This window comes from Rhodococcus sp. LB1, assembly GCF_001583455.1.
GTDB classification, from domain to species: domain Bacteria; phylum Actinomycetota; class Actinomycetes; order Mycobacteriales; family Mycobacteriaceae; genus Rhodococcus_F; species Rhodococcus_F opacus.
This window is the reverse complement of the sequence record NZ_LTCZ01000055.1, coordinates 1-25,927: the sequence shown is the minus strand read 5'-3', so window position 1 is coordinate 25,927 and position 25,927 is coordinate 1. Positions and strand designations below refer to the sequence as shown.

General features: G+C 69.0%; 26 protein-coding genes. 9 read left to right on the top strand and 17 right to left on the bottom strand.

Annotation, left to right across the window (positions count from 1 at the left end):
* The first annotated feature begins 1 nt into the window (after position 1).
* On the top strand, positions 2-2,215 hold the full coding sequence (locus AZG88_RS10555) for an acyl-CoA dehydrogenase (RefSeq protein WP_061697646.1): 2,214 nt from the start codon (positions 2-4) through the stop codon (positions 2,213-2,215).
* Positions 2,212-3,354 carry a CaiB/BaiF CoA transferase family protein gene (locus AZG88_RS10550; protein WP_005243974.1) on the top strand — a complete coding sequence of 381 codons (1,143 nt, stop codon included), beginning with the start codon at positions 2,212-2,214 and terminating at the stop codon, positions 3,352-3,354. The genes AZG88_RS10555 and AZG88_RS10550 overlap by 4 nt, the downstream gene beginning before the upstream one ends.
* Positions 3,355-3,365: 11 nt before the next feature.
* Here AZG88_RS10550 and AZG88_RS10545 read toward each other — a convergent pair whose 3' ends face one another.
* On the bottom strand, positions 3,366-3,827 hold the full coding sequence (locus tag AZG88_RS10545) for a PPOX class F420-dependent oxidoreductase (protein ID WP_005243975.1): 462 nt from the start codon (positions 3,825-3,827) through the stop codon (positions 3,366-3,368).
* 94 nt (positions 3,828-3,921) lie between these two features.
* On the opposite strand from AZG88_RS10545, the gene AZG88_RS10540 reads away from it, so the two are divergent.
* The 5 genes from AZG88_RS10540 to AZG88_RS10520 all read left to right on the top strand — a co-directional run bounded on the left by AZG88_RS10540 (position 3,922) and on the right by AZG88_RS10520 (position 6,745).
* Positions 3,922-4,614, top strand: coding sequence for a FadR/GntR family transcriptional regulator (locus AZG88_RS10540; protein ID WP_061042655.1), 693 nt, complete (start codon positions 3,922-3,924; stop codon positions 4,612-4,614).
* Complete coding sequence (locus AZG88_RS10535; protein WP_005243978.1) at positions 4,611-5,417, top strand: ABC transporter ATP-binding protein; 807 nt, start codon at positions 4,611-4,613, stop codon at positions 5,415-5,417. Before AZG88_RS10540 ends, AZG88_RS10535 begins: the two co-directional genes overlap by 4 nt.
* 27 nt (positions 5,418-5,444) lie before the next feature.
* The gene (locus AZG88_RS10530; protein WP_025431930.1) at positions 5,445-5,627 is read left to right on the top strand and encodes a hypothetical protein; all 183 of its coding nucleotides are present in this window, start codon (positions 5,445-5,447) and stop codon (positions 5,625-5,627) included.
* Between the two features lie 299 nt (positions 5,628-5,926).
* Entirely contained in the window at positions 5,927-6,457 is a 531-nt protein-coding gene (locus AZG88_RS10525) for a hypothetical protein (protein WP_005243981.1), read from the top strand.
* A 21-nt stretch (positions 6,458-6,478) separates the two neighbouring features.
* Positions 6,479-6,745 (top strand): hypothetical protein, encoded by a 267-nt coding sequence (locus tag AZG88_RS10520; protein WP_061043170.1) that lies wholly within the window; start codon positions 6,479-6,481, stop codon positions 6,743-6,745.
* Here AZG88_RS10520 and AZG88_RS10515 read toward each other — a convergent pair.
* Entirely contained in the window at positions 6,695-7,291 is a 597-nt protein-coding gene (locus AZG88_RS10515) for a hypothetical protein (protein WP_005243985.1), read from the bottom strand. The two genes, AZG88_RS10520 and AZG88_RS10515, sit on opposite strands and share 51 nt — an antisense overlap.
* Positions 7,288-9,567, bottom strand: coding sequence for an ATP-dependent DNA ligase (locus AZG88_RS10510; protein ID WP_442971711.1), 2,280 nt, complete (start codon positions 9,565-9,567; stop codon positions 7,288-7,290). Before AZG88_RS10510 ends, AZG88_RS10515 begins: the two co-directional genes overlap by 4 nt.
* An 88-nt stretch (positions 9,568-9,655) precedes the next feature.
* On the opposite strand from AZG88_RS10510, the gene AZG88_RS10505 reads away from it, so the two are divergent.
* Complete coding sequence (locus AZG88_RS10505; protein WP_025431928.1) at positions 9,656-10,570, top strand: ABC transporter substrate-binding protein; 915 nt, start codon at positions 9,656-9,658, stop codon at positions 10,568-10,570.
* Here the strand turns inward: AZG88_RS10505 and AZG88_RS10500 are convergent, their stop codons facing one another.
* From AZG88_RS10500 to AZG88_RS10435, 14 genes are all read right to left on the bottom strand, one after another.
* Positions 10,571-11,002, bottom strand: a complete 432-nt coding sequence (locus AZG88_RS10500; protein ID WP_061043172.1) for a type II toxin-antitoxin system Rv0910 family toxin — start codon at positions 11,000-11,002, stop codon at positions 10,571-10,573. It abuts the gene before it with no gap.
* Positions 11,003-11,056: 54 nt separating this feature from the next.
* Positions 11,057-12,691 (bottom strand): solute symporter family protein, encoded by a 1,635-nt coding sequence (locus AZG88_RS10495; protein WP_061697636.1) that lies wholly within the window; start codon positions 12,689-12,691, stop codon positions 11,057-11,059.
* The gene (locus AZG88_RS10490) at positions 12,688-13,050 is read right to left on the bottom strand and encodes a DUF485 domain-containing protein (RefSeq protein ID WP_005243994.1); all 363 of its coding nucleotides are present in this window, start codon (positions 13,048-13,050) and stop codon (positions 12,688-12,690) included. Before AZG88_RS10490 ends, AZG88_RS10495 begins: the two co-directional genes overlap by 4 nt.
* Before the next feature lie 184 nt (positions 13,051-13,234).
* Positions 13,235-14,992, bottom strand: coding sequence for a sodium/solute symporter (locus AZG88_RS10485; RefSeq protein ID WP_005243995.1), 1,758 nt, complete (start codon positions 14,990-14,992; stop codon positions 13,235-13,237).
* A gap of 7 nt (positions 14,993-14,999) precedes the next feature.
* Positions 15,000-15,359, bottom strand: coding sequence for a hypothetical protein (locus AZG88_RS10480; protein WP_011597296.1), 360 nt, complete (start codon positions 15,357-15,359; stop codon positions 15,000-15,002).
* The gene (locus AZG88_RS10475; RefSeq protein ID WP_005244000.1) at positions 15,356-16,150 is read right to left on the bottom strand and encodes a LytR/AlgR family response regulator transcription factor; all 795 of its coding nucleotides are present in this window, start codon (positions 16,148-16,150) and stop codon (positions 15,356-15,358) included. Before AZG88_RS10475 ends, AZG88_RS10480 begins: the two co-directional genes overlap by 4 nt.
* 33 nt (positions 16,151-16,183) lie before the next feature.
* On the bottom strand, positions 16,184-17,392 hold the full coding sequence (locus AZG88_RS10470) for a sensor histidine kinase (protein WP_061697635.1): 1,209 nt from the start codon (positions 17,390-17,392) through the stop codon (positions 16,184-16,186).
* Positions 17,389-17,754, bottom strand: a complete 366-nt coding sequence (locus AZG88_RS10465) for an MmcQ/YjbR family DNA-binding protein (RefSeq protein WP_005244005.1) — start codon at positions 17,752-17,754, stop codon at positions 17,389-17,391. The genes AZG88_RS10470 and AZG88_RS10465 overlap by 4 nt, the downstream gene beginning before the upstream one ends.
* Positions 17,751-18,998: a lipase family protein gene (locus AZG88_RS10460; protein WP_061697634.1), complete on the bottom strand. Its 1,248-nt coding sequence runs from the start codon at positions 18,996-18,998 to the stop codon at positions 17,751-17,753. Before AZG88_RS10460 ends, AZG88_RS10465 begins: the two co-directional genes overlap by 4 nt.
* Entirely contained in the window at positions 18,995-20,611 is a 1,617-nt protein-coding gene (locus AZG88_RS10455) for a Na+/H+ antiporter (protein WP_005244010.1), read from the bottom strand. The genes AZG88_RS10460 and AZG88_RS10455 overlap by 4 nt, the downstream gene beginning before the upstream one ends.
* Positions 20,612-20,717: 106 nt before the next feature.
* Positions 20,718-20,909, bottom strand: a complete 192-nt coding sequence (locus tag AZG88_RS10450; RefSeq protein WP_005244012.1) for an antitoxin — start codon at positions 20,907-20,909, stop codon at positions 20,718-20,720.
* 124 nt (positions 20,910-21,033) lie between these two features.
* Positions 21,034-23,484 (bottom strand): cation-translocating P-type ATPase, encoded by a 2,451-nt coding sequence (locus tag AZG88_RS10445; RefSeq protein WP_025431926.1) that lies wholly within the window; start codon positions 23,482-23,484, stop codon positions 21,034-21,036.
* Between the two features lie 50 nt (positions 23,485-23,534).
* Positions 23,535-24,650, bottom strand: coding sequence for an MBL fold metallo-hydrolase (locus AZG88_RS10440; protein WP_005244014.1), 1,116 nt, complete (start codon positions 24,648-24,650; stop codon positions 23,535-23,537).
* Positions 24,651-24,694: 44 nt separating this feature from the next.
* A complete protein-coding gene (locus AZG88_RS10435) occupies positions 24,695-25,426 on the bottom strand; it encodes an enoyl-CoA hydratase (RefSeq protein WP_061697645.1) in 732 nt (243 codons plus the stop codon).
* 143 nt (positions 25,427-25,569) lie between these two features.
* Here AZG88_RS10435 and AZG88_RS10430 point away from each other — a divergent pair.
* Positions 25,570-25,927, top strand: a 358-nt coding sequence (locus AZG88_RS10430; RefSeq protein WP_156517461.1) for an NAD(P)-binding protein, incomplete at its 3' end; no start/stop codon positions are given.

Here is a 25,927-nt window from a genome sequence, read left to right as displayed (position 1 = left end):
CATGGCCAAGAACACGTACGAGCTCGGGCTCGGGCTCACCGAGGAACACCGGGCCCTCGCCGACTCGGTCCGCGCATTCGCCGAACGCACCATCACCTCCGATCACGTCCGGTCCGCGGTCGAGTCCACGGGCGAGGACAAGTTTCCGCCGTTCTGGGATGCTCTCGTCGGTCAGGACCTGCTGGGACTGCACATCCCCGAGGACAAGGGCGGTCACGGTGTCGGGCTCCTCACGATGGCGGTGGCTCTCGAAGCCCTGGGGCGGACGGTCGCTCCGGGCCCGTTCGTCCCGACCGCGCTGTCCGCCGCCCTCGTGGCGGCCGCCGATTCCAAGGTCGGCATCGAGCTGATGCCGGGACTGCTCGACGGATCACACACGGCCGCAGTCGCGTTGGGCCGTCCACTCGATGCCTGTGCGCACGAGGGCGGATACCGCGTCACCGGGGTCGCGGACGCCGTTCTCGGCGGCGAACACGCCGACATCGTGCTTCTCCCGATCACCGTCGGCGACGACGTCCGCTGGGTCGTCGTCGATTCCGCGGACGTCACCGTCACGGTGCAGGACAGCATCGACGTGGTCCGCGGTTCGGCACGGATCACGGCCGACGCCGTTCAGGTGGGCGCCGACCGGATCCTCGACGGGCTCAGCGAGCAGCGCGTCCGGTCCGTCGCCACCGTCGTCCTCGGTGCGGAGGCGATCGGCGTGATGTCCTGGTGCGTGTCCACCGCATCCGAGTACGCGAAGACGCGGGTGCAGTTCGGGCGTCCGATCGGCCAGTTCCAGGGCGTCAAGCACAAGTGCGCCCACATGGGCATCGCCCTGGAGAAGGCGCGCGCGGTGCTGTGGGATGCCGCGTCCGCCCTCGACAACGGCGACGACACCGCCGATTTCGCCGCGGACATCGCCGCCGTCGTCGTCCCCGACGCCGCGGTGCAGTGCGCACAGGACTGCATCCAGGTCCACGGCGGCATCGGATTCACCTGGGAGCACGACGCGCACCTGTACTACCGCCGGGCGCTGGCCGTCCGGGGGCTCCTCGGCACCCGTGAGGAGCGGGCCACTCGGGTTGCCGACCAGTCCCTCGCAGGTACCGCCCGCACGTCCGAACTGGAACTGCCGGCCGAAGCCGAAGCGATCCGCACCGAGGTGCGGGTGGAACTCGCCCCGCTGGTGGGCCTCGACGAGGACGACCAGTTGATCGCGCTCGGCGACGGCGGCTGGGTACAGCCGCACCTGCCGAAACCGTACGGGCGCAGCGCGTCCCCGCTCGAACAGATCGTCATCTCCCAGGAGATCAAGGCAGCCGGAATCCCGATGCCGCAGCTGCTGATGGGCGGCTGGGCGGTGCAGGCCGTCGTCGCCCACGGCACGGACGCGCAGAAGCGGGATCTCGCCGCCCCCACCCTGCGCGGAGATCTGGTGTGGTGCCAGCTGTTCAGCGAACCGGGGGCCGGTTCCGACCTGGCGTCGCTGACCACCAAGGCCGAGAAGGTCGACGGCGGCTGGACGGTGACCGGGCAGAAGATCTGGACCACGGTGGCACAGTTCTCCGACTGGGCGATGCTGATCGCCCGCACCGACCCGGCCACACCGAAACACGAGGGCATCACGTACTTCGTGCTGGACATGTCGACGCCGGGGGTCACCGTCCGGCCGCTGCGCGAGATGACCGGATCTGCTCTGTTCAACGAGGTCTTCCTCGACGACGTGTTCATCCCGGACGAGAACGTGGTCGGGAACGTGAACGACGGCTGGAACGTGGCCCGCACGACCCTCGCCGGCGAGCGGGTGGCCCTGAGCCAGAAGATGGAGGCCTACGCCACCGACAATGATCTACTGCAGTTCGCCCGCGGCCGCGACCTCGGCCCGCTGGCACGCTTCCGCGTCGGCGAACTGGTGGCCGAGAGCCAGGCAATCGATCTGATCGGTTCACGGATCGTGCTGAAGCAGCTGTCGGGGGCGGACGTGAGCACCACGTCGAGCGTCGGGAAGCTGCTGGGCATGGGGCTCGGACAGTCGATCGCCGAATTCGTCGTCGCCGAACTGGGGGCGGCGGGCGCGGTGAGCATCCCCGGGGAGCCGAGCGACAAGGCGATGGAGCAGTTGATCGCCGGCCGCGCCACCACCATCTACGGCGGCACCACCGAGGTGCAGCTCAACGTGATCGGGGAACGCATGCTCGGGCTGCCCCGCGACGCGCAGGGGGTGTCGTGACCGGCGGGCCGCTGAGCGGGCTGACCGTCGTCGAGATTGCGAGCCTCGCGCCCGCCCCATTCGGGTGCATGATCCTCGCCGACCTCGGCGCGGACGTGATCCGCGTCGAGCGGGCCGGTGACGGCGGCAGCGGGCTGATGGCGCCGTCGGGTGTGCTCGACCGCGGACGACGGTCGATCGCCGTGAACCTGCGGACTCCGGAGGGGCTGGGGGCCGTTCTGGCACTCGTCGAAGGCGCCGACGTCCTCGTCGAGGGCTTTCGTCCCGGCGTCGCGGAACGCCTGGGCATCGGCCCCGACGACTGCCTGTCCCGCAATCCCGGTCTGATCTACGGGCGCATGACCGGCTGGGGCCAGGACGGACCCCTCGCACCGCGGGCCGGGCACGACATCAACTACATCGCTCTCGCCGGCGCGCTCGAACCCATCGGGCGTGCCGGGGAGCGGCCGGTGCCGCCGCTGAACCTGTTGGGCGACTTCGGTGGTGGCGGCCTGATGTTGACGATGGGCATCCTGGCCGCGCTGCACGAGCGCTCCCGGTCGGGCCGCGGTCAGGTGGTGGATGCGTCGATGGTCGACGGCGCTGCGCTGCTGACGGCGTTCGTCCACGGCATGAACGCCGCCGGTCTCTGGCAGGAGGGTCGGGGGCAGAATGTCCTCGACGGGGCCGCCGCGTTCTACGACACCTACGAGTGCGCCGACGGTCTGCACGTGGCGGTCGGGTGCGTCGAACCGCACTTCTACGGTGAACTCCTCGACGTGCTGGGGTTGAGCGGCGAGGATCTGCCGTCGCAGTACGACCTCGATGCGGCGCCGGAACTGAAGAGGCGCCTCGCCGAGGTGTTCGCGACCCGGCCGCGGGACGAATGGGCGGCACTGTTCGCTGATTCCGACGCGTGCGTGTCGCCCGTTCTCTCGCCGTGGGAAGCGCACGAGCACCCCCACAACAAGGAACGGGAGACGTTCGTTCAGGTGGGTGGCATCCGCCAGCCCGCACCGGCACCGCGCTTCAGCCGCACCCCGGCGCCCGTTCCCCGGCCGGCCCCGCGGCCCGGGCAGGACACCGATGCGATCCTCGCGCAGGCCGGGTACGACGCGGCGGGCATCGAGCACCTGCGCTCGGCGGGTGCCGTCGAGTAGGTGACGGGGACCTATCCGCGATCGGCGTCCGGCGGGAAGCCACCGGTCGCGATGGGTCCCCACTCGTCGATGGTGATCCGGATCAGGCTCTTGTTCTGCTTCCGCATGGCGTCCCGGTACTCGTCCCAGTCGGGATGCTCGCCGGAGATGCCGCGGAAGTACTCCACCAGCGGCTCGAGTGCGTCGGGCATGTCCAGTACCTCGGCCGTGCCGTCGATCTGCACGTAGGCGCCGTTGAACTCGTCGGAGAGCACGCACACGCTCACGGCGGGGTCGTGTCGCACGTTCGCGGCCTTGGCGCGCTGCGGGTAGGTGGCGACGACGATCCGGCCTTCCGGGTCGAGTCCCGACGTGACCGGGGAGATCTGCAGGCCGCCGGAGCGCTTCCGGGTGATCAGCACACTGCGATGGCGCGGACGGACGAAGTCGAGCAACTCTTCCCGCGTGACACGGTCTGCGGTGGCGATGGCCATGGTGCACCTCTCCTCTGCTGCGTTGGTTGTCTGCGGTTCACCATAGGCTCCACCACAGTCCTCAGACGTCTGATGACTGTGCTAGCGTCGCCGAATGGCCGGACGTCACACCCTCCGCAGCGGACCGCTGGTTCCCCAGCTCGAGGAACTCCTCACCGCCTGGATCCGCGAAGGCAAGTGGGCCCTCGGCAGTCGCATCCCCAGCGAGGCCGAACTGGCCACCGAACTCGGCGTCGGCCGTTCCTCCGTGCGCGAGGCCGTCCGATTGCTCGCCCGCGACGGCCTGCTCGACGTGCGGCACGGCGTCGGCACGTTCGTCGCAAAACCACCCACGGGCGGTGCGGGACTCGAGAAGTTGCTACGCCGCGCCCGCCTGCTCGAGGTGTACGAGGTGCGGCGCGCCCTCGAGATCGAGGCCGCCCGGCTCGCCGCGGAACGCGCACGCCCCGAGGATCTTCGGCGACTGCGAGAGCAGTTGTCGGCCCGGCACGACAGCACGACCGAGTCGACCGCCGTCTTCGTCGCGGCCGACCTCGACTTCCACGCCGCGATCCTGGAGATCGCAGGCAACTCGATCCTGTCCGCCCTGTTCGATTCGATCCGGCCGCTCCTCGTCGACGCGCTCGCCGAACTCGTCGACCACGAACCGGGCAGACCCGACACGAGTTGCGCCCACGACGACCTGGTTCGCGCGCTGGAAGCAGGCGACGCCGATGCGGCCGTCGCCGCGACGGCCGCCAACCTCGATCCGACCATGTCGATACTGCGGAAAGGCGAAAATCAGTGACCACCCCGGATTCGGTCGTCAGCATCGAGCACGTCGACCTCGTGCGGAGCGGGCGATATCTGCTCAGCGACATCACCCTCCACATCGAACGCGGACAGCACTGGGTGCTGCTCGGCGCGAACGGTGCGGGCAAGAGCACGCTGCTGAGCATGCTCGGCGCCTTCGCGCACCCCACCCACGGCACCGTCCACGTCCTCGGCCACCGGCTGGGCCGGGTCGACATGCGCGAGTTGCGCGCCCACATCGGGCACGTGAACCCGCGACACCGGATCGACGCGCCACTGACGGTGCGCGACGTGGTGCTCACCGGCCTCACCAACACACCCGAATTCGTGCCGAGGTGGTCACCGACCGCCGGCCAGGTCGCCCGCGCCGACGAACTCATCGCCTCCCTCGGCATGCAGAAACACGCGGATGCCCTGTGGCCCAACCTGTCCCAGGGCGAACGCGGACGGGCCCTGATCGCGCGGGCGCTCATTTCCGAGCCGCAACTCCTCCTGCTCGACGAGCCCGCCACCGGCCTGGATCTGGCTGCGCGAGAACAACTCCTCACCGCACTCGACGAACTGCGCGTCACGTACCCGAGCCTTGCCAGCATCCTCGTCACCCATCACCTCGAGGAAATCCCGACCACCACCACCCACGCCGTCCTCATCCGCGACGGCCGCGTGATCGCACAGGGCCCCGTCGCGGACGTCCTCACCACCGACACCATCAGCGAATGCTTCGACCACCCGATCGAGATCACCCGGCAACGCGGCCGGTGGGTCGCGCAGACGCGGGTGCCCGAGGCGGTCGGATAGCCGCCGACGCGGTGCACACTGGTGGGTATGGCACGAGGCGACCACCCTCAGCGCACCCCGTTCTACGGTGTGGTGCTCATCGTCGTCGCACTGGCGGCGGCGATGATCGTGAACCGCACCGCACCCGTCTGGGTGCAGGTGCCGGTCTACGTCCTGGCCGTGCTCGCCGCCATGGCCGGGTTCGTCATGACGTTCCGCGACCGGTCGTGAGTGGGTAGCGCTCGGCGCGCCACAGCCGCACGGACATTGGCCGGATTCCCACGCAATTGCCTGTGATTCCGGCAAATCCGTCGGCAAACAGCGCGGGAGCGGCTGCGACCGTGGTTCCGCCGCGGGGTGGGGGATGCGCACCCTGGGGTGCCTGTCGAAAGGCTCGCGCCCGGCGCAAGCTTGGTCTATCAGCCCAGCTAGACCACCCAATCCACCGGAGGCTCCCCATCGTCCACACCGCAACCCGCATCGCGATCGGCGCAACCGCCGCCCTCACGTTCTCCCTCGCAGGAGCCGCAGTGATCGTCCTTGCCGGTGGACACACCGAGGGGGCTCCGACCCCGAGCTCGGAGGGGGCCATCTCGCAGCAGCAGCCGGCTCCGGCGATCGCGCCGGCCCCGAGTCGGATCGTCGTCGCAGACCCCGGCTACTCAGTGAATCCCGGATACTCGGCGCCCGGCTATTCGGCCGACACCGAAACGGTCGCACCGGGACCGGGTGTCGTTCCGCCCATCGTGGCGGCACCGCCCATCGTCCGAGCACCGATCGCCCAGCCGCCGGTTGCCCAGCCGCCCATCGCCCAGCAGCCCATCGCCCAGCCGCCCGTCGTGGTGGACCCGCCCGTCGTCGTCGATCCGCCCGTCGTGGTCGACCCCGTTCACCCGCCGAAGGGTCCGTTCGAAGGACCGGGCCAGGTCGAGCCGGGCGTTCTCGAACCCGAAACCAATCCCTTCCCCGTCGGCGGCGGCCCGAAGCCTGCCCCGCCCGCAGCCCCGGAGACGCCCGGCGGAGTCGGCCCCGTCGACGGCGGAACCGTCGTCGGCCCCTGATCACCGGAGGAAATCCACACCATGTCCCACACCAAGACCCGCATCGCGATCGGCGGGGGCGCGGCCTTCGCCCTCTCCGTCGTCGGCGCCGCCGGGATCGCCGTCGCCAGCGGCACGGCGTCACCGATCGCCGACGTGAGTGTCTCCGAGCAGCACCAGGACGAGGACACGACGTCCGCACCCCTGCCGGTCTTCACACCCCCGGCGCTGCGCACCCCGACACAGGAACCGCCCGGATCATTCGACACCGCGTCGGCCGGCCCATTCGAACCAGCCCCCTGGCGGTAACTCGAGCGCCGGCTGCTGCTGTCGACCGTCCGGTGCCTCGACGAGCGCGTGAACCGGCTCCGGCCACAGTGTCTCCACCCGCTCCGCAGCTTCGGCGAACACGGCGGAATCGAGGTCGGTCCGAGACTCCGGGACACCGAAGTAGGGCCACGCCGTGATCATCGACCAGCGTTTCGGCGGCGGGAGGGGCTGGAGAAAGTACGTCTTGTCACCGGTGAGCGGCCCGCCGCGCCCTGCTCCGCCGTGTAGGCCGTCGGTCATGCGGGCGCCGGGAAGGTTGGTGAACACACTGCCGTCCGCGTACTCGACGCCGAACAGAAACGGCCCGCTGCTCGTCGGCGACGCGGGTTTACCGAAGCCGAACATGTCGAGCAGCACCGTGGACTCGGGCCTGCGAGCCTGGATCGTGAATTCGACACCACAGCTGTACACGTGAACGTCGGTCAGCCACAGCACCAGCGACTGGGTGCGGGCCAGCACGGTGTCGACCGGCACGGAGACGGGGATTTCGTTCTCCGGGGTCGATTGGAATCGGATACCGGTCATGACGAGACCTCCTCTTCGACGTCCTCGGGTGCCTTGTCGTCCCTGAGGCCACGCCAGCTGGGGTGCCGCAATCTCTTCGAGCCGGTCCAATCCATGAACCGCACCTCCGCGACCAGTGTGGGGGTCACCCACACGGCCCCCTTGCGGTCGGCGGTGGGCAGGTCTTCGACGAACGGGCTGGTGTCGGTTTCGAGCGGTCCCAGGGTGGATGCGAGTTCGTGCAGATCCCGTTCGGTGAAGCCGGTTCCGACGCGCCCGATGTAGCGCAGCCCACCGTCCTCGGGGACGCCGAGCAGTACCGACCCGATTCCCGTGGACCTCCCGCCCTGACCCCGACGCCACCCGCCGATCACGGCTTCCTGGGTGCGCCAGTTCTTCACCTTGATCCAGCTCGACCCCCGCTTGCCCGGCAGGTACACGGATTCGCGGCGTTTGGCCACGACACCTTCCCAGCCCTTGCCGCGGCTCTCGTCCAGAGCCTCCTGCGCGGACCCGTGCAGCTGCGGCGGAACGACCAGGTCGTCCACCTTGGCCGCCAGCGCTTCGAGGACGCGGCGCCGGTCGGTGTACTTCTTGCGTAACAACGACACTCCGTCGAGGTACAGCACGTCGAACGCGAGGAAGTGCGGCTCGTTGCCCTGCTGCAGCAGGCCGAAGTTCGCGACACCCCGCTCGTCGAACGCGACGACTTCACCGTCGAGGACCACCTCGTGGTCGCCGAGAGAGTCTGCCAGCCAACCTAATCGCGCATAGTCGCGTGTCTTGTCGTTACCCGCCCGGCTCGTCAGCCTCAGCTCGCCGCCACTGATCTCGGCGATCACCCTGATCCCGTCCCACTTTCCTTCGAAAGCCCACTCGTCGGCGTTGAGTCCGTCGAGGGTGCCGGGGCTCGCGAGCATCGGCGACAGTCCGCGGGGCAGTTCGGACGTGTGCGTCCCACCCGGTGTCTGGTCCTTCATCAGATGCATCAGCCACTGGTCGCCCTTCGTGCGGATCAGCGCGAACCGGCCCTCCACCTGCTCGCCGTGCAACTGGACGATCACCTCGTCGTCGCGCCACTTCTCGGTGTCGTACGTTCCCGTGTCCCAGATGGTCATCTCGCCGCCGCCGTACTCGCCCTTCGGGATGGATCCCGAGAAGGTCAGGTACTCGAGCGGGTGATCCTCGGTGTGCACGGCGAGCCGGTTCTCCCCCGTCGTCGTCGGCACGTTCTTGGGCACCGCCCACGACACGAGCACCCCGTCGCGTTCGAGCCGCAGGTCGTAGTGGAGGCGCCGAGCGTGGTGTTCCTGGATGACGAAACTGTTCCCCTCCCCCGGCTGCACCGTGTCCGGCATCGGCTCGGGTGTCCGTCCGGGATCACGCTTGCGGCGGTACTCGGCGAGGGCGGCGGCGTCCTCGATCGGCGGGTCGAGTCCGGCGAGCAGGTCGCCGTCCGACTCCCACCGTTCGAGCACTTCCTCGAACCGCAGCTGTCGTAGGTCGGGGTCGTCGAGTTCGTCCCAGCTCCGCGGCGCCGCGACATACGGCTGGGAGCGTCCCCGCAGCGAATACGGTGCGATGGTGGTCTTGGACGGATTGTTCTGGCTCCAGTCGACGAACACCTTTCCCGCGCGCACCGCCTTGGCCATGGTGGCGGTGACGAGTTCGGGCCGCAGCTTCTCGAGTCCCGTCGCCACCTGTTTCGCGACGGTGGACGCGCCCGAACCGTCCAGCTTCCGGTCGAGCGGCACGTACAGGTGAATACCCTTGCTGCCGCTGGTGACCGGGTACGCGGTCCAGCCGAGGTTCGCGACCAGGTCGCGCACGGCCCGTGCCACCTCCGCGCATTCGGTCAGGCCCACACCGGGACCGGGGTCGAGGTCGAAGACGATCCGGGTGGCGGGCCCCCGATGCGGGCCGTCGAACCGCCACTGCGGAACGTGCAGTTCGAGTGCGGCCTGCTGTCCCGCCCACGCAAGCGCCGCGACCGAGTTCAGGAGCGGATAGTGCACCGACCGATCCGAGTGCTCGATCGCGCGGCGCTCCAACCACGCCGGTGCGGAGGCCGCGAGGTTCTTCTCGAAGAACGGCTCGCTGTCCACCCCGTTGGGCCAGCGTTTACGGGTGGCGGGGCGATCGACGACGTGCGGGAGCATGGCGGGCGCGATCCGCGTGTAGTAGTCGATGACCTCGCCCTTCGTCGTTTCCGATTCCGGGTAGAGGACCTTGCCGAGATTGGTCAGGGACAGGCGATGTCCGTCGACCGTCAGTTGCCGAGTTCCCGCCGTGGCCACGCACACCTCCCTCCGCCAATACATACATATTGTGCGCCGCGCGGCCGCTTCGCTGGCCGGATCGCTACCCGCCAGGCAAGATGGCGGGGTGCACCGAGGACCCAAGACAGCCGTCGCCGCCATATCCGCTGCACTGACATTGCTCGCCGGATCCTGCTCCACCGACACCGCGTCGGAGGTCGACGCCCAGGCCGAAGCCTCGACGATTCCCGAAGCGTTCACCAAACTTCCGTCCACCCGCGCGGTCGGCGACTGTGCCCCCGGCAGCGGCGTCACCGCGCAGGACGGCGTGGTCACCATCGCCACCGACAGTCCGTCGTACCAGCCGTGGTTCGTCGACGGTGACCCGTCCAACGGCAAGGGCTACGAGGGCGCCGTCGCCCGGGAAGTGGTCGGGAAGCTGGGATACGGTCCGGACCAGGTGCAATTCGAGACCGTCGGGTTCAACGACGCGCTGGCACCCGGTGCGAAGAACTTCGATTTCGCCATCGACCAGTTCACGATCGTCGACACCCGGCGCGAGACGGTCGATTTCAGTTCGCCCTATTACGCCGTCACGCAGTCGGTGCTGGCGCTGAAGAACTCGCCCGCTGCGAGAGCCAAATCGCTCGCCGACCTCGCGCCGTTCCGCCTCGGGGCGCAGGTGGGGTCGACGAGTTTCGACGCCATCACCCAGACCGTGCAGCCCCGCCAGGCACCGGTCAGTTTCACCACCACCGACGACGCCAAGGCCGCCCTGGCCGCGGGCGACATCGACGCGCTGGTGGTGGACATCCCGACCGGATTTCAGATCACCGCCAACGAGGTGAAGGACAGCGTCCTCGTCGGGCAGTTCCCGCGCCCGAACGCCGTCACCGAATTTTTCGGCCTCGTGCTGGAGAAGAACAGTCCGCTCACCGCGTGCGTCTCGGCGGCCGTCGATTCGCTCTACGCCGACGGGACGCTGGACGCCCTTGCCGCCGAGTGGATCACCGACACCGGCGGCGCGCACGTCCTCGATTGATCAGGCGTACAGCTCGACGAACGTCTGCAGGGACTTCTCGATGTCGCCCTTCAGCGCCTTCGCGACACCCGAGCCGATGGGTCCGAACAGCGGTGCGCCACCGAGTTCGATGGTGAACGCCACCTCGGACGCGTCGCCCTTCGCCTGGACGTCGAGCACCATTCCGAGCTTCACGCCGCCCTTGCCGTCACCCTTGAGGACGATGCGGTTCGGTGCGTCGTACTCCTTGATCGTCCACTTCACGCGATTGCGGAGTCCCTTGACCGTCACGACGGAACTGATCTCGGTTCCGGCCGTGAGGGTCTCGGGAAGCTCGCCGCGCCAGCCGTCGTGAACGACGAACCACTTGTCGAAGTCCTGCAGATTCGAGGCCTTGTCCCAGGTGTCCTGGGGGCTGAGGGGAACATCGGTCTTGACCGTGAGTTTCGCCATTGGTGCAGCCTAACGGCCTGTGAGTACTTATTAAGTACTCACAGGCCGAAGGCATTAGTGGGAGACGGCCTTCTCCACACCGACACCGGTGAGGGAGCGGACCTCCATCTCGGCCTGCTTGGCGGGATCTTCCGCCTTGCCGCGGCCGATGTAGGTGCCGACGATGCCGAGCACGAACGCCAGCGGGATGGAGACGATGCCCGGGTTGGCGAGCGGGAAGTAGTCGAAGTCGGCGTCGGGGAACATCGACGACGGCTTACCGGACACGGCCGGGGAGAACGCGATCAGCAGGAGGCAGCTGACCAGGCCGCCGTAGATGCTGAACAGGGCGCCGGTGGTGTTGAACTTCTTCCAGAACAGCGAGTACAGCAGCGTCGGCAGGTTGGCCGAGGCGGCCACCGCGAAGGCGAGCGCCACCAGGAACGCGATGTTCTGGCCCATGGCCATGATGCCGAGGACGATCGACACGAGGCCGATCACGACGACGGTGATCCGGGAAACCCGCACCTGCGACTCTTCCGACGCATGTCCGCGCTTGATGACGCTGGCGTAGATGTCGTGGGCGAACGACGCGGACGCCGTGATCGCCAGGCCCGCAACCACCGCGAGGATCGTTGCGAACGCGACCGCGGAGATGATCGCCAGGAAGATGGTGCCGCCCAGTTCGAACGCGAGCAGCGGCGCCGCCGCGTTCTCCTTGCCGGGTGCTGCGAGGATGACGTCGGGGCCGACCATCTTGGCGGCACCGTAGCCGAGGACGAGCGTGAACAGGTAGAACGCGCCGATCAGTCCGATCGCCCACGTGACCGAGCGGCGGGCTTCCTTGGCGGTGGGGACCGTGTAGAACCGCATCAGCACGTGCGGCAGGCCCGCCGTACCGAGGACCAGGGCAATGCCGAGCGAGATGAAGTCGAGCTTGCTCATCGAGCTGATGCCGTACTTGGCGCCGGGAGCGAGGATGTCGCGGCCCGCGATCGCCTCGTTCGTCGAACCGGCGACCGTCGCCTGGGCGTCGGCGAGCAGCTGGGAGAAGTTGCCGCGCACCGCGAACAGCACGAGGAAGAACATGATGCCTGCACCGGCGACCAGCAGCACCGCCTTGACCATCTGGACGTAGGTGGTGCCTTTCATGCCGCCGACGAGCACGTACACGATCATCAGCACGCCGACGACCGCGACGACGACGCCCTGACCGACCTTGCCGTCGATGTTCAGCAGCAGCGCGACGAGTCCGCCGGCGCCCGCCATCTGCGCGAGCAGGTAGAACAGCGAGACCACCAGTGTGGACAGCGCCGCGGCCATCCGCACGGGACGCTGCTTGAGCCGGAAACTCAGCACGTCCGCCATCGTGAACCGGCCGGTGTTGCGCAGCAGTTCCGCGACCAGCAGCAGGGCCACCAGCCAGGCGACGAGGAAGCCGACCGAGTACAGGAAGCCGTCGTAGCCGTACACCGCGATGGCGCCGGCGATACCGAGGAACGACGCGGCCGACAGGTAATCGCCGGCGATGGCGAAGCCGTTCTGCGGTCCGGAGAACTGACCGCCGCCGGTGTAGAAGTCCGAGGCCTTCTTGGTGGTGCGGCTCGCGCGGATCACGATGGTCATCGTGATCACGACGAACGCCACGAAGATGGCGATGTTGAGGATCGGGTTGCCAACGTCGGTGCCTGCGGCGAGTGTGGTGATCACTTGAGCGGTCCTTCCAGCTCGTCGCGGATCGCGGCGGAGCGGGGATCGAGTTCCCGGTTGGCGAACTTCACGTACAGCGCGGTGATCACGAACGTGGTCACGAACTGGCCGAGACCGAGGATGATGCCCAGGTTGATGTTGCCGATCACCTTGGTGGCCATGAACTCGGGCGCGTACGTGGCCAGCAGGACGTACGCCGCGTACCAGGCGAGGAAGAACGCCGTCATCGGGAAGACGAAACTACGCAGGCGGTGTCGCAACTCCTGGAACTCCGGGCTCGCCTGCATGTCTACGAAGGCTTGCGCATCAGGGGCGTGCCGCTTCTGCGGTGCGCCCTCACTGAGATCGGCTGTGGTCACTGCAGACTCCTTGGTCGTGTGAAGTGAACTGGTTACCGACGTTAGTGAGAGTTGAGTCACAGAAATAGGTTGTGGCGCCTGTCACACGACGAGCTGCCGGACTGTGCGTCGAACGGTCACCCGACCGCGACAAGCGGCTTCGCCGCCCGTGCGCCTTTCTGGTTGCGGGAGCTACCAAAAGGGCTCACGGGGAGCGGAGCTCCCTCTCGCGGTCGGAGCCCACACCGAGGCGCTCGGGGGCGTGCATGCGGGTGAAGATCCGGCTGAGGTCGGCGGGTATCTGACGCTTCGTCACCTTGCTGACCAGCACCATCGTGACGAAGGCCAGCGGAACGCTGACGGCGGCCGGGTACGCGACCATGGCAGCGGGCCAGCCGTTCCAGACGTCGACTGTGAAGCCGCCGAGCACCGAGATCCCGGCCGCGCAGCCGGCGACGAGCCCGCCTGCGACCATCCCGGCACCCGCCCCGGCGGCCGTCAGTCCACGCCACCAGATGCCGAGCACGAGCAGCGGGCAGAGCGTCGACGCCGCGACCGCGAACACCAGCCCCACCGTGCGCGACAGGTCCAGCGACGTCACCGCCAGCGACAGCACCAGCGGCACCGCCCCGGCCAGGACGGCGGCGATCCGGAAGTCCCGGATCCGCCCGCGCAGGACGTCGGTGCTGAGCACCCCGGCGATGCTGACGAGCAGGCCGGACGACGTGGACAGGAACGCCGCGATGGCCCCGGACGCCACCAGTGCGGCGAGGAGTTGCCCGGCCCACCCGGAGATCACGGAGCCGGGCAGCAGCAGGACCGCGGCGTCGGACGTGCCGGTGATGAGCAGCTGCGGCACGTACAGCCGCGCGAACACCCCGAGCAGCGTCGGGAACAGGTAGAACACTCCGAGCAGCCCGACCACGGCCAGCGACGTCAGCCGCGCGGCCCGCCCGTCGGGGTTGGTGTAGAAGCGGACGAGCACGTGTGGCAGCCCGAGCGTGCCGAGGAACGTGGCGAGGATCAGCGAGTACACCTGGTACATCGGGTGGTCGCCGCCGAATCCCCAGCCGGGGGCGATCCAGTCGGAGTTGTCGGCGGGAGCGCCCGCGACCACGGGCACCGGCGCGCCCGCCTCGAGGGTCATCGACGTGCCCTCTCCGAGGTGGTGCTCGCCCGGCTCGAGGAGAACGTCACCGGTCGCCGGGGCCCCGTCGATCGTCCCCGACCCGCCGACGGTCACCGGTTCGGACACCTGCACGACGACGTCGGTGGTGATGTCGACGGTGGTCTGTTCGCTCACGGTGGGTGGTGCGGCGGCGCCCAGCTCGTGGTGGTCGCCGAAGAAGTACACCGACAGCACCAGCGCCGGGATCGCGACCGCGGTGAGTTTGAGCCAGTACTGGAAGGCCTGGACGAATGTGATGGACCGCATGCCGCCGCCCACCACGTTGGCGATGACGATGAGCCCGACGACGACGGCCCCGACCCAGGTCGGCACCCCGAGCAGGATGTTCAGGGTCAGCCCTGCGCCCTGGAGTTGCGGGACGAGGTACAGCGCGCAGACGGCGGCGACGACGAGCATCGCGAGGGTGCGGAGCCGGCGGGAGCCGAGCCGGAACTCGGCGAAGTCGGGCACCGTGTACGCGCCGGAGCGTCGCAGCGGTGCGGCGACGAACAGCAGCAGCCCGAGGTAGCCGGCCGTGAATCCGATCGGGTACCAGAGGGCGTCCGCGCCGTATTTCGCGATGAGGCCGGCGACACCGAGAAAGGATGCGGCCGAGAGGTACTCGCCGGAGATGGCGGCGGCGTTCCACCGCGGTCCGACGCTGCGGGACGCGACGAGGAAGTCGGAGGTGGTGCGCGCCAGCCGCACTCCGTAGATGCCGATGGCCACCGTCGCGATCGCGGCTGCGGCGAGACCGGCCAGGGTCAACCAGGGAATGGGTTGGTCGGTGGTCACGGGATGCTCAGTCGTCCACCAGGTCGGCGAATTCCTGTTCGTTGCGCTCGGCCTGCCGCACGTAGATCCAGCCGGTGGTCAGGAGCACTGGGTACACGAGCGCCCCGAGCACCACCCACGGCAGCCGGATTCCCAGCACCGCCACGTCGGACAACGCCGGGAACAGGAACATCACGAGCGGCACCGCGCACAGCAGGCAGGCCGCGAGGAGCGCGAGCCGGATGGCCAGCACGAGCTGGGTGCGCACGAGCCCCCGGATCATCGCGTCCCCTACCGCGGTCTGTTCCTGCACCTCGACCCGGGTGCGGACGATGCGCGCACCGCGGCGCTGGGCGAGGACGACCCGCACCCGCTCCGGCGAACTCATCGCGCGGTCCACGTTTGTTTCGGCGCCCGGACCAGCCGGTCCTTGAGCATCCGGGTGTGCCTGCGGCTGACCGGCAGTTCGACGGGCGGGTGGTCGCCGTGCGCGCGGAGGCACACGACGAGACCGTTGCCGACGGTCCGGATTCCGGTGACCCGCGGCAACGCGACGAGGTACGAGCGGTGGACCCGTAGGAACCCGGCGTCCGCCCAGCGCGTCTCCAGTGCTGAGATGGGGATGCGGACGAGGTGGGAGCCGTCCGCGGTGTGCAGCCGGGCGTAGTCGCCGTCCGCTTCGACCCACTCGACGGAGGACCGGTGCACGAGAGTGGTGATGCCGCCGAGTTCGACCGGGATCACCTCGTCGGTGGGGGCGGCCGGTCCCGCGTCGACCCTCCTGCGGCGCCCCTCGACGATGCGGCGCACGGACTCCGCCAGCCGCTCCTCGCGCAGGGGTTTGAGCAGATAGTCGACGGCTCCGAGGTCGAAGGCGGCGACGGCCCGGTCGTCGTGGGCGGTCACGAACACCACCTGCGGTGGGGACGCGAAGTTCGCGAGGATCCCGGCCAACTCGAGTCCGTCGAGTCCGGGCATGTTGATGTCGAGGAAGACGGCGTCGATCTCGCCGTCGCGGAGTATGCGCAGCGCCGTGGTGGCATCTCCCGCGGTCCGGATGTCCCCGACCGCGTCCTGGGCGCGCAGCAGGAACGCCAGCTCGTCGAGGGCGGGCTTCTCGTCGTCGACGGCCAGCACGGTGAGGGGTGCGTCCGGAGACTTGTCGTCAGTGTGGTTCACAACGACAGCAATCGTCGCACGGACTCTTCCCGTTCACGTCGAGATCCCCCGCCGGAACTTCGGGACGCGCATGCTCACCTTGGTGCCCGCACCGGGCGCGGTCTCCACGACGAGTCCGTAGTCGTTGCCGAACGCTGCGCGCAGGCGGTCGTCGACGTTGGCGAGCCCGACGTGCGCCGCCTCCTTCACCCCCGACGTCTCGGCCACCGAGTCCAGCGACCCCGACCGCAGCAGTTCGGGATCCATGCCGACCCCGTCGTCCTCGACGCTGATCACGCAGTCGGTGCCCTCGTCGGCGGCGACGATGCTGACGGTGCCGCCGTCCGGTTTGGCGGCGATTCCGTGCCGCACCGCGTTCTCGACCAGCGGTTGCAGCGCGAGGAACGGGAGCACCACGTTCAGCACCTCCGGTGCCACCTGCAATTTCACCGCGAGGGCGTCGCCGAACCGGGCGCGCTCGAGGGTGAGGTACCGGTCGATGTTGCGCAGTTCGTCGGCCAGCAGGGTGAACTCCCCTGCCGTACGGAACGAGTACCGCGTGAAGTCGGCGAACTCGAGAATCAGTTCCCGGGCGCGATCGGGATCGGTGCGGACGAACGACGCCACCGTGTTCAGCGCGTTGTAGATGAAATGCGGGCTGATCTGCGCGCGCAGCGCCCGGACCTCGGCGCGGTCGAGTCGGGCGCGGGACGCGTCGAGGTCGGCGAGTTCGATCTGGCTGCACGCATACCGGGCGACCTCCGTGACGGCGCCGAGCATGCCTGGACCGGGGTCTTCCGTGATGACGATGCCGAGCACCCCGACCACGCCGGTGGCCTCGATGATCAGGGGCTGGGCGATCAACGCCCGCACCGCGTTGTCGCCCGCGCCCCGGACGAGGCCGCCGCAGGCGATGAGCACCCGGCGCTCCCCGTCGACGGCGCGGGCGGCCGCGTCGTGCAGTTGTTCGGTCATGGCCTCGTGCGGTCCGCTCCATGCGAGCAGGTCACCGGCGGCGTCGAAGACGCCCAGCGCCTGCGCGCCGGTCAGCTGGCGCAGGTGCGGTGCGGCCTCCTCCGCCGACGTCTCGTCGAGTCCCCGCCGCAACGGGCGCGCCGCCAGCGACGCCGTGTGCAGGGTGGTGTGAACGGCCCGTTCGGTGGGTGTCGTCAGCTCGCGCCGGGCGCGCAGCCACACCGCGGTGAACGCGACGACGGGAATGAGGACGAGCAACGCGACGACGGCGACGACGGTTCCCGTCATTCGCCGGCGTCCAGTCGGGCGATCAGGGTTTTCGGGGCGACGGTGCGGTAGGCGTCCTCGACGATGTCGGCGACGTCGTCCCAATCCTGCCGGACGTCGAGATAGACGCCGATCCACCCGCGTCCCCCGACGTACGGCGGGACGAAGAACCTGCCGGGATCACGCTGTACCCAATCCTGCTGTGCCCCCGGCGGAGCCGCCGCCCAGAACGACACCCGGTCGTCGTGGTGACGGTCGGCGAGTGATGCGAACTGCGGTGCCTTGCGGACGAACCACGCCGGTTCTCCGTGACTGACCCGTTCCGTCGCCTCGGGCAGGGCGAGGCACAGCGCCCGCAGCCGTTCGAGATCGCCGTTTTTCACGGTGTTCCTCCCTCGGGACACGTGTCGGGTGCGGGCACGCCGGCGAAGCGGTCGGCGATCCACTGCACCGCGCCGGGAACGGAGCGCCCGTCGGCGTGCCCTTCCCCCGGCCGGGAGTCGAACTCGACGACGCCACCGAGTGCGCACGCGTGGTCGACGGCCTGCGAAGTCCATTGCGGCAGAATGAGGTTGTCCCGCTCCCCCACCACGACGAGCATCGGCCCGCCCGCCCCGTTCTTCGGCAGGGCGATGTCCTCGAGCCACCCTCGCATGCGCTCGGCGTCGGCCTCCGTCCGCGGACCCGTGTCGGCGGGGGTGAGTTGGGTTGCCACCGTCCACTTCTCGGGAAGTTTCGCGGCGACGCACGACAGCGTGACGTCGGGAGTGGCGGCGAGCGCGCCGCGCATGTAGTCGTCCGGATTCAGCTCGGGGTGCACCACCTTCAGTCCCTCGAGGAGGTAGGGAAGGAACATCTTCTGCGGCCAAGACAGTGGTTCGACGGTCCCGTCGGCGACGATCCCCGACAGATCGGCCGCGGGTGACAGGTTCGCCGAGCCGACGAACGCGAGCCCGTCGCCGTAGTCGTCGGCGTGCTCGGCTGCAGACCACGACGCCTGACCGCCCTGCGAGACCCCGATCGCCGCCCAGCGCGTCGACGCGTCCGGCACCACGTTGCGCGCCGCCCGGACCGCGTCGATCAGGTCGTAGGCGGCGGTGTCGGGTTCGAGGTAGGGATGCGGGCCGTCGGTGCCGAGCCCCTGGTAGTCGGTGACGGTCACGACGTACCCCCGCTGCAGCAGCGGGCGGACGAGGTTCGTCGTGCCCAGCAGGGTCGGCGACGACGAGGGTGCGCACTCGTCGGTGACGCCGGTGGTGCCGTGCCCGACCGTGACGACGGGCCGGCCACCGTCCGGTGCGGGGCCTGCGGGAGTGAAGACCGTGCCCACGACCTCAGAGCCGCCGCCGTCGACACCGGACGTCGACCGGTAGACGACCCGGGTGGCCGTCGCGCCGAGTGCGGTGATCGCCGGATCGATGTCGGGCACCGGCTCCTGGCTTGTCAGCGCGCCACGCTGATCCCCTGTCGGCGCCTGCGGAACGGAAGGGGCGGAGGGTGCGGCCACCGAGGTGGTGGGAGAACTGCTCGGGGACGCCTCGTCCGTGGCGCAGGCGGTCAGCGCCACGACACCGGCAAGGGCGACCACGGCGGTTCGCACCGGACGCACACCCACCTCGCACCTCATTCGCGACGTCTCCGCACCCGCTCCTCGGCTGCTGCCTCCTCCACATCGAGGCCTTCCAACACGCTACGCATCACCTCGTCGTCGAGCGTGCCCGCGTCGCGGGCGGCGATGATCGCCTCGCGTTGCGCGCGCAGGGCCGCGCGACGGTAGTGGTCGAACAGTGCGCCGGCCCGCTGCTTCTCCGCGGCGTCCTCCGCTTCCTCGGCCTGGAGCCGCGCCCGCATCGACCGCCGCACCCGGTCGAGGATGTCGGTCAGGTCGGCTCGGTCGATTCCCTCCGGCGGGTGTTCGGCGAACTCGACGAGGGCCCGTTCGCCTGCGTCGCGGGAGATCGCGCGGGCCAGCTTCACCTGTTCCTCCTCGCGCTCGCGTTCGCCGGGATCCGCCAGATCGAGTCTCCGGATCAGCAGCGGCATGGTGGCGCCCTGGATCAGCAGCGTGCCGACGGCCACGACGAACGCGATCGCCTGGATCACCTCGCGTCCCGGGAACGGCTGCCCGCTCGCGATGACCACCGGCACACCGGACGCTGCGGCGAGCGTGACGACCCCGCGCATTCCCGCCCAGGACACGACGAGACTCTCCCGCCATCCGAGTTCCACCGAGCCGCCCGGCGCCTCGATCGCCAGCCCGACCCGGCGGCGGAGCCAGTGCAGCAGGATCCACGCCGGCCGTATCGCCATGACCACGAAAAGGACCGCGAAGCCGTAGAAGAAGACGTGGTGCACCGGTAGGCCCTGGTCGCGGACGTCGTCGATGACGAACTTCAGTTGCAGTCCCATGTAGGCGAACACGAACATCTCGAGCAGGAGGTCGACGCTCTCCCACAGCGACCGCTCCTGGATGCGGGTGGCCACGGAGGCGTCGGTGGCCTTGTGCCCCATCAGGAACCCCGCGGCGACCACCGACAGCACGCCGGACGCGTGCACCTCCTCGGCGGCGAGGTAGGCGGCGAACGGGAGCATCAGCCCCAGCACCGTTTCCAGCGGTGAGTCGTACATGCGATGACGCACCCACTCGACGATCTTGGCGAGCACCAGTCCGATCAGGACCCCGCCGACCACCTCGTAGCCGAAGAACACCACCGGATGGACCGGGATCTTCGCCCCGACGACGGCGGAGACGGCGACGGTGAACAGGGTCAGCGCGGTGGCGTCGTTGACGAGTCCCTCACCGGTGAGGATCGCGATCACCCGGTTCGGCAGGCCGAGCCTGCGGCCGACCGCGACGGCACTGACCGCGTCCGTCGGCGCGACCACGGCGCCGAGGACCAGCGCCGCGCCGAGCGTGAATTCGGGGACCAGCCAGTTGGAGAAGAAGGCCACCCCGACGGCGGTCGCCAGGACGGTGAAGATCCCCAGCCGGAGAATCGGTGCGAGGTGGCGCCGGAACGTGGCCACCGAGAACTTGAGCGCCGCGGAGTACAGCAGCGGCGGCAGCACCACACCGAGAATGGCCTCCGGGTCCAGTTCGAGGCGCGGCATCCCAGGGATGAACGACGCCACCGACCCGATGGTGACGAGCACCAGCGGCGCCTGGAGGTCCCGGCGCTTCGCGAAACTCGTCACGGCGATGGCCGCGATGATGACGAGGAGCACGAGGACGCCGTTCACGACACCGATTCTGCCGCGCCTGCCCGCCGTGCGCGGGTCATCTCCGAAGACGCGCGTGGGCCCCGGTCCGAGAACCGGGGCCCACGCGCGTCTGTGTGAGAAGTGTTCACTCCTTCGGAGGAACAGCCTTCTTCGCCGCGTCGGCGGCCTTGTCGATCTTGTCGCTGTACTTGCCGCCGGTCTTGCTGTCCGCGACGTCGGCGGCCTTGTCGATGGCGCCGTGAACCTTGTCCGCGTTCTGCGAAGCGGCTTCCCTCCCCTTGCCCAGCAGGCCCTTCAGTGTGTCGACGAAACTCATCGTTCTTCCTCCTCCGGTGCATGCGCACGCATTCCGACCGAGTTCGATCACTCGCCGTGCACCCAGTCTCACAGCATTGACTCGGCGACGCCAACCGTTCGAATCGTCGCGAGCGGTAATCGCGTCAGTGCACGCCCGGCAGGTCTTCCGGCACCGCGAAGAGGCGGCGATGCTCACCGTGCAGGCGGCCCGTCACCCACCATCCGATTTCGACGAGAACCACTCCCACGAGCCCGCACACGAGAGCGGAGGTCGTGGCGCCGACGTTCGTCGGATCGAGTTTGAAGAACTCCCGCGTGAACGGCAACGCGAACAGGATGAGATATCCCGCTACGGATCCGCAGATCAGCACCAGCTTCCACCACACGTACGGCCGCGCGACCACGGCCAGCACCCACAGCGCGATCATGATGAGGGTGATCAGTGCCGACGTGCCCGCCTGGATCTTCTGTGTCTCCGTCTGATCCGGGCCGGCGTAGACGAGGAGATACGAAATGAACGTCGTGACACCGATGATCACCCCCGACGGCACGGCGAGACGCATCACGCGCGGCACGAAGCCGGAGCGCGCCCGCTCGTTGTTGGGGGCCAGCGACAGGATGAACGCGGGAATGCCGATGGTGAACCAGGCGGCGATCGTCACGTGCCGCGGCAGGAACGGATACGGCACGGGCTCGAAGTGGAAGATCTGCGACAGCACACCGGTAATGCCGATGAGGAAGGCAAGCAACACCGAGTACACGGTCTTGGTGAGGAACAGGTTCGAGACGCGTTCGATGTTGCCGATCACCCGGCGGCCCTCACCCACCACATAGGGCAGGGTGGCGAACTTGTTGTCCAGCAACACGATCTGCGCCACCGCGCGGGTGGCGGGGCTGCCCGAGCCCATCGACACCCCGATGTCGGCGTCCTTGAGGGCCAGCACGTCGTTGACGCCGTCGCCGGTCATCGCGACGGTGTGACCGCGAGACTGCAGGGCCCCCACCATCTCCCGCTTCTGATCGGGGCGCACGCGGCCGAACGTGGTGGACGTTTCCAGGGTCTCGGCGAGGGCGTCGCGGTCGTCGGGCAGTTCGCGGGCGTCGACGGGACGGTCGCCGCCGGGCAGTCCGAGCGATCCGGCCACCGCGCCGACCGACACGGCGTTGTCACCCGAGATGACCTTCACCGTGACGTTCTGGCTCGCGAAGTACTCGAGGGTGCCGCGGGCGTCGGGACGCACCCGCTGCTCCAGGATCACCAGTGCCCGGGGTGTGATTGCGCCCGGCGCCGCGGGGTGGTCGACCGGAACGTCGCAACTGCCGAGCAGGAGCACCCGCAGTCCCGAGGACCCCACTTCCTCGGCCTGCCTGGCCATGTCGCTGCCGGGGTCGAGGAGCACGTCCGGCGCACCGAGGACCCAGTTGCCGTGGGTGCCGTACGACTGTCCGCTCCACTTCTCGGCCGAGGAGAACGGCGCCTCCGCCGTGGCGTCACCCCATCCGGGGTCGTCGGGGAACGCCTCCTTGATCGCGAGGATGCTGGCGTTCGGCCGCGGGTCGGACGCCGCCATCGCGGCGAGTGCCGCACGGGACGGTTCGGTGTCGGCGGTGTCGGCGCAGCGGAGTTCGGACAGCCGCATGCCGTTCTCGGTGAGCGTTCCGGTCTTGTCGGCACACACCACGTCGACGCGCGCGAGACCTTCGATGGCGGGCAGCTCCTGCACGAGGCACTGCCGCTGGCCCAGCCGGACCACCCCGACCGCGAACGCGATCGACGTCATCAGCACCAGTCCCTCGGGCACCATCGGGACCAGCGCGGCCACCATCCCGCTCAGCGCCGGCCGGATCGACTCGCCGCTGGAGAACAACTGGTTGTAGATGATCAGCAGACCGGCCGGAATCATCAGATACGTGATGAATTTCAAGATCTTGTCGATGCCGCTGCGCAACTCCGAGTGCACGAGCGTGAACTTGCTGGCCTCGTCCGCGAGTTTGGCGGCGTACGCGTCGCTTCCGACCTTCGTGGCTCGGTAACAGCCGCTGCCGGACGCGACGAAGCTTCCCGACAGCACCTGCTGGCCGGCGTCCTTGTGCACGGGGTCGGCCTCACCGGTGAGGAGGGATTCGTCGATGTCGAGGGACATCGCCTCCACCACGACACCGTCGACGACGATCTGGTCGCCGGCGCCGAGTTCGATGATGTCGTCGAGCACGACCTCCCGGGGTGCCATCGCGACGGCGGCACCGTCGCGGCGCACCACCGGTTTGGTCTGGCTGACGATCGCGAGCTTGTCGAGGGTCCGCTTGGCCCGCACTTCCTGGATGATGCCGATCCCGCTGTTGGCGATGATCAGCAGGCCGAACATGCCGTCGATGATCGAACCGGAGGCCAGCACGATGATCAGGAGGACACCGAGGATCGCGTTGATCCGGGTGAACACGTTGGCGCGGACGATGTCGCGTACCGATCGGCTGGCCCGATCGGGCACGTCGTTGGTCTTGCCTGCCGCCACCCGCTCCGCCACCTGGGCGGCCGTCAGCCCCTCCACTGCGACGACTGCAACGCTGTCGGTGCCCGTTTCGTCGTATGCCATGGTCAAAGGCTACGCAACGAGGCTTCGCTCGGAGGGGATGCGCGCCGGACTCAGCCGAGTGCGGACCACCACGGTGTCTGGGCCGTCGGCTTCAACGCGTCGATGCGCTGTCCGGGCATGGGCACGGCCACCGGGGTGGCCTTCTCCTGCGCGGCCGCGAGCAGCCGGACGATCGGCTCGGACCACGAGTGGAATGCGAGATTGAACGTGGCCCAGTGCACCGGCACCAGCAGTCCGCGGGTGCCGTCGCCGCCGTTGAGGTCGGCGTGGGTCTGCACCGCCTCCTCCGGGTTCATGTGGATGTCGGCCCACCGCGTGTCGTAGGCGCCGACGGGCAGCAGCGTGAGATCGAACGGCCCGTACCGGCGGCCCAGGTCGGCGAACCGCGGCGTGTACCCGCTGTCGCCGCCGAAGAACACCTTCCGGTTCGGTCCGGCGAGCACCCACGACGCCCACTGGGTGGTGTTGCGTACCAGCCCGCGCCCGGAGAAGTGCCGGGCCTCGGTGCACGTGAGCGTGAGTTCGCCGAACGTGGTCGACTCGTCCCAGTCGAGTTCGACGATCCGCTCCTCCGGCACCCGCCACTGACGCAGGTGCGCACCGAGCCCGACCGGAACGACGAACGGCGCCTTCTGGGTGGCGGCGAGTTGCTGCACGGTGGCCATGTCGAGGTGGTCGTAGTGATCGTGCGAGATGACGATCGCATCCAGAACGGGCAGGTCGGCGAGCGGGACCGGGGTCGGGTGCATGCGGGACGGACCGAGAATCGCGGACGGCGACACCCGATGACTCCACACCGGGTCGGCCAGCACCCGGTACCCGTCGACCTCGACGAGCACGCTCGAATGGCCGTACCAGGTGACTGCTGCGTCGGCGGCCTCGACGGGCGCGAGGGGTGTGGCAAGCGGGATCGGCCTGCGCGGGCGTCCCGCGCTGCCCCGCGTGATCAGTGCCTTGACGATCCCGGTTTCCGATCCGGGCAGCATCATGCTGCTCGGATCGGTGTTGTGGAACTGGCGGTCGCGGTACCGCGGCGACGTCGCGGCGTACGGGCGCACCTTGGCACGCGACGCACCGATCTGAGACGGAAGCCCCCACGCAGCCCGCGTCAGCCACCCGAGGGCGGCGGTGGCCAGAACAGTCGTCACAGCGTTCTTCGCTTTCACCCCGACAACTGTAACCACGCGTGAGGGAAAGGCGCGCCGAGCGGCTACTGACCCCGGAAGACCGGCGGACGCTTCTCGGCGCGTGCCGCTCGCGCTTCCTGCGCGTCGTAGCTCTTCCACGCCGCATGCAACGCCGCGAGCTGCTCGGGCGGCGGCGGGCTCTGGGTGCCGTCGTCGTTGAGCACCATCTTGAGGTGCTGCAGCGACAGCGGCGCCAGGCGCGCGATCGAGTGTGCCCACTGCTGTGCGACGGCGAGGTCGCCGCGCTTGTTGGCGAGGCCGTGCGCGAGCGCCTCGTCCGCACCGACCTCCTCCGCACCGAGCAGGATCGTTCGTGCCGGTCCGCCGCCGATCAGGGCGGCCAGCCGGTGCACCGTCCACCGGTCCACGGAGATCCCGAGCTTGGCGGCCGGGATGGCGAAGCGTGCCTCGGGAGCGACCACACGCAGGTCCGCGGCGAGCGCCAGCTGGCTGCCCGCGCCGATCGCGGGGCCGTTGATCGCGGCGATGACGGGGACGGGCACCGAGTCGATGGTGTGCAGCATCTCGAGCAGCGTGTCCGTGAATCCGTCGGCGTACACGTCGCCCGACAGGTCGGCGCCGGCACAGAACGCGCTGCCCTGCCCTGTGAGGACGATCACCCGTGCGCCGTCGGTGACGGACTTCTCCGTCTCCTCCCGCAGGAGTTCGCAGATCTCGGTGTTCAACGCATTGCGACGGTCGGGGCGTTGCAGTTCGAGGGTGAAGACGTCGCCGTCACAACTCGTCCCGATCATGTCCACTCGCTTTCTTCGTGATTGCTGTCCACTGACGAATTCTCCCCTGCCCACCCGACTGGACGTCTTCAGCCAACCACAGCCAAATCGGCCGGAACACACGAGGCTCTCCGGTAGTTGTGAGGGGGGAGGTGAGGACCGACATGAACAGCGATGTGGACGTGGCCGTGGTCGGCGCGGGGCAGGCGGGGCTGTCCGCCGCCTACTATCTGCGCAGGTTCGGGGTGGAACCGGAGTCCGGTTTCGTGGTGCTCGATCACGCCCCGGGGCCCGGCGGCGCGTGGCAGTTCCGGTGGCCGTCATTGACACTGAGCACCGTCAACGGTGTCCACGACCTTCCCGGGCTCGGCTTCGCCGACACGATCGGCGTGGACCCGAACGACCCGGAGGCCGCGCTGGTGCATGCGGCGAGCGCGGTTCCCCAGTACTTCGCGACCTACGAGAAACAGTTCGAGTTGCCGGTGCACCGTCCCGTCCACACGCGGGTGGTGTGTGCCCGCG

Bases quoted from the DNA above. Each gene is read 5' to 3' on its own strand.
- AZG88_RS10555 (WP_061697646.1), top strand. From the start codon at position 2: ATGGCCAAGAACACGTACGAGCTCGGGCTCGGGCTCACCGAGGAACAC.
- AZG88_RS10545 (WP_005243975.1), bottom strand. From the start codon at position 3,827: ATGGCCATCGCCACCGCAGACCGTGTCACGCGGGAAGAGTTGCTCGAC.
- AZG88_RS10540 (WP_061042655.1), top strand. From the start codon at position 3,922: ATGGCCGGACGTCACACCCTCCGCAGCGGACCGCTGGTTCCCCAGCTC.
- AZG88_RS10530 (WP_025431930.1), top strand. From the start codon at position 5,445: ATGGCACGAGGCGACCACCCTCAGCGCACCCCGTTCTACGGTGTGGTG.
- AZG88_RS10520 (WP_061043170.1), top strand. From the start codon at position 6,479: ATGTCCCACACCAAGACCCGCATCGCGATCGGCGGGGGCGCGGCCTTC.
- AZG88_RS10515 (WP_005243985.1), bottom strand. From the start codon at position 7,291: ATGACCGGTATCCGATTCCAATCGACCCCGGAGAACGAAATCCCCGTC.
- AZG88_RS10500 (WP_061043172.1), bottom strand. From the start codon at position 11,002: ATGGCGAAACTCACGGTCAAGACCGATGTTCCCCTCAGCCCCCAGGAC.
- AZG88_RS10480 (WP_011597296.1), bottom strand. From the start codon at position 15,359: ATGAGTTCGCCGGAGCGGGTGCGGGTCGTCCTCGCCCAGCGCCGCGGT.
- AZG88_RS10470 (WP_061697635.1), bottom strand. From the start codon at position 17,392: ATGACGGGAACCGTCGTCGCCGTCGTCGCGTTGCTCGTCCTCATTCCC.
- AZG88_RS10460 (WP_061697634.1), bottom strand. From the start codon at position 18,998: ATGAGGTGCGAGGTGGGTGTGCGTCCGGTGCGAACCGCCGTGGTCGCC.
- AZG88_RS10450 (WP_005244012.1), bottom strand. From the start codon at position 20,909: ATGAGTTTCGTCGACACACTGAAGGGCCTGCTGGGCAAGGGGAGGGAA.
- AZG88_RS10445 (WP_025431926.1), bottom strand. From the start codon at position 23,484: ATGGCATACGACGAAACGGGCACCGACAGCGTTGCAGTCGTCGCAGTG.
- AZG88_RS10435 (WP_061697645.1), bottom strand. From the start codon at position 25,426: ATGATCGGGACGAGTTGTGACGGCGACGTCTTCACCCTCGAACTGCAA.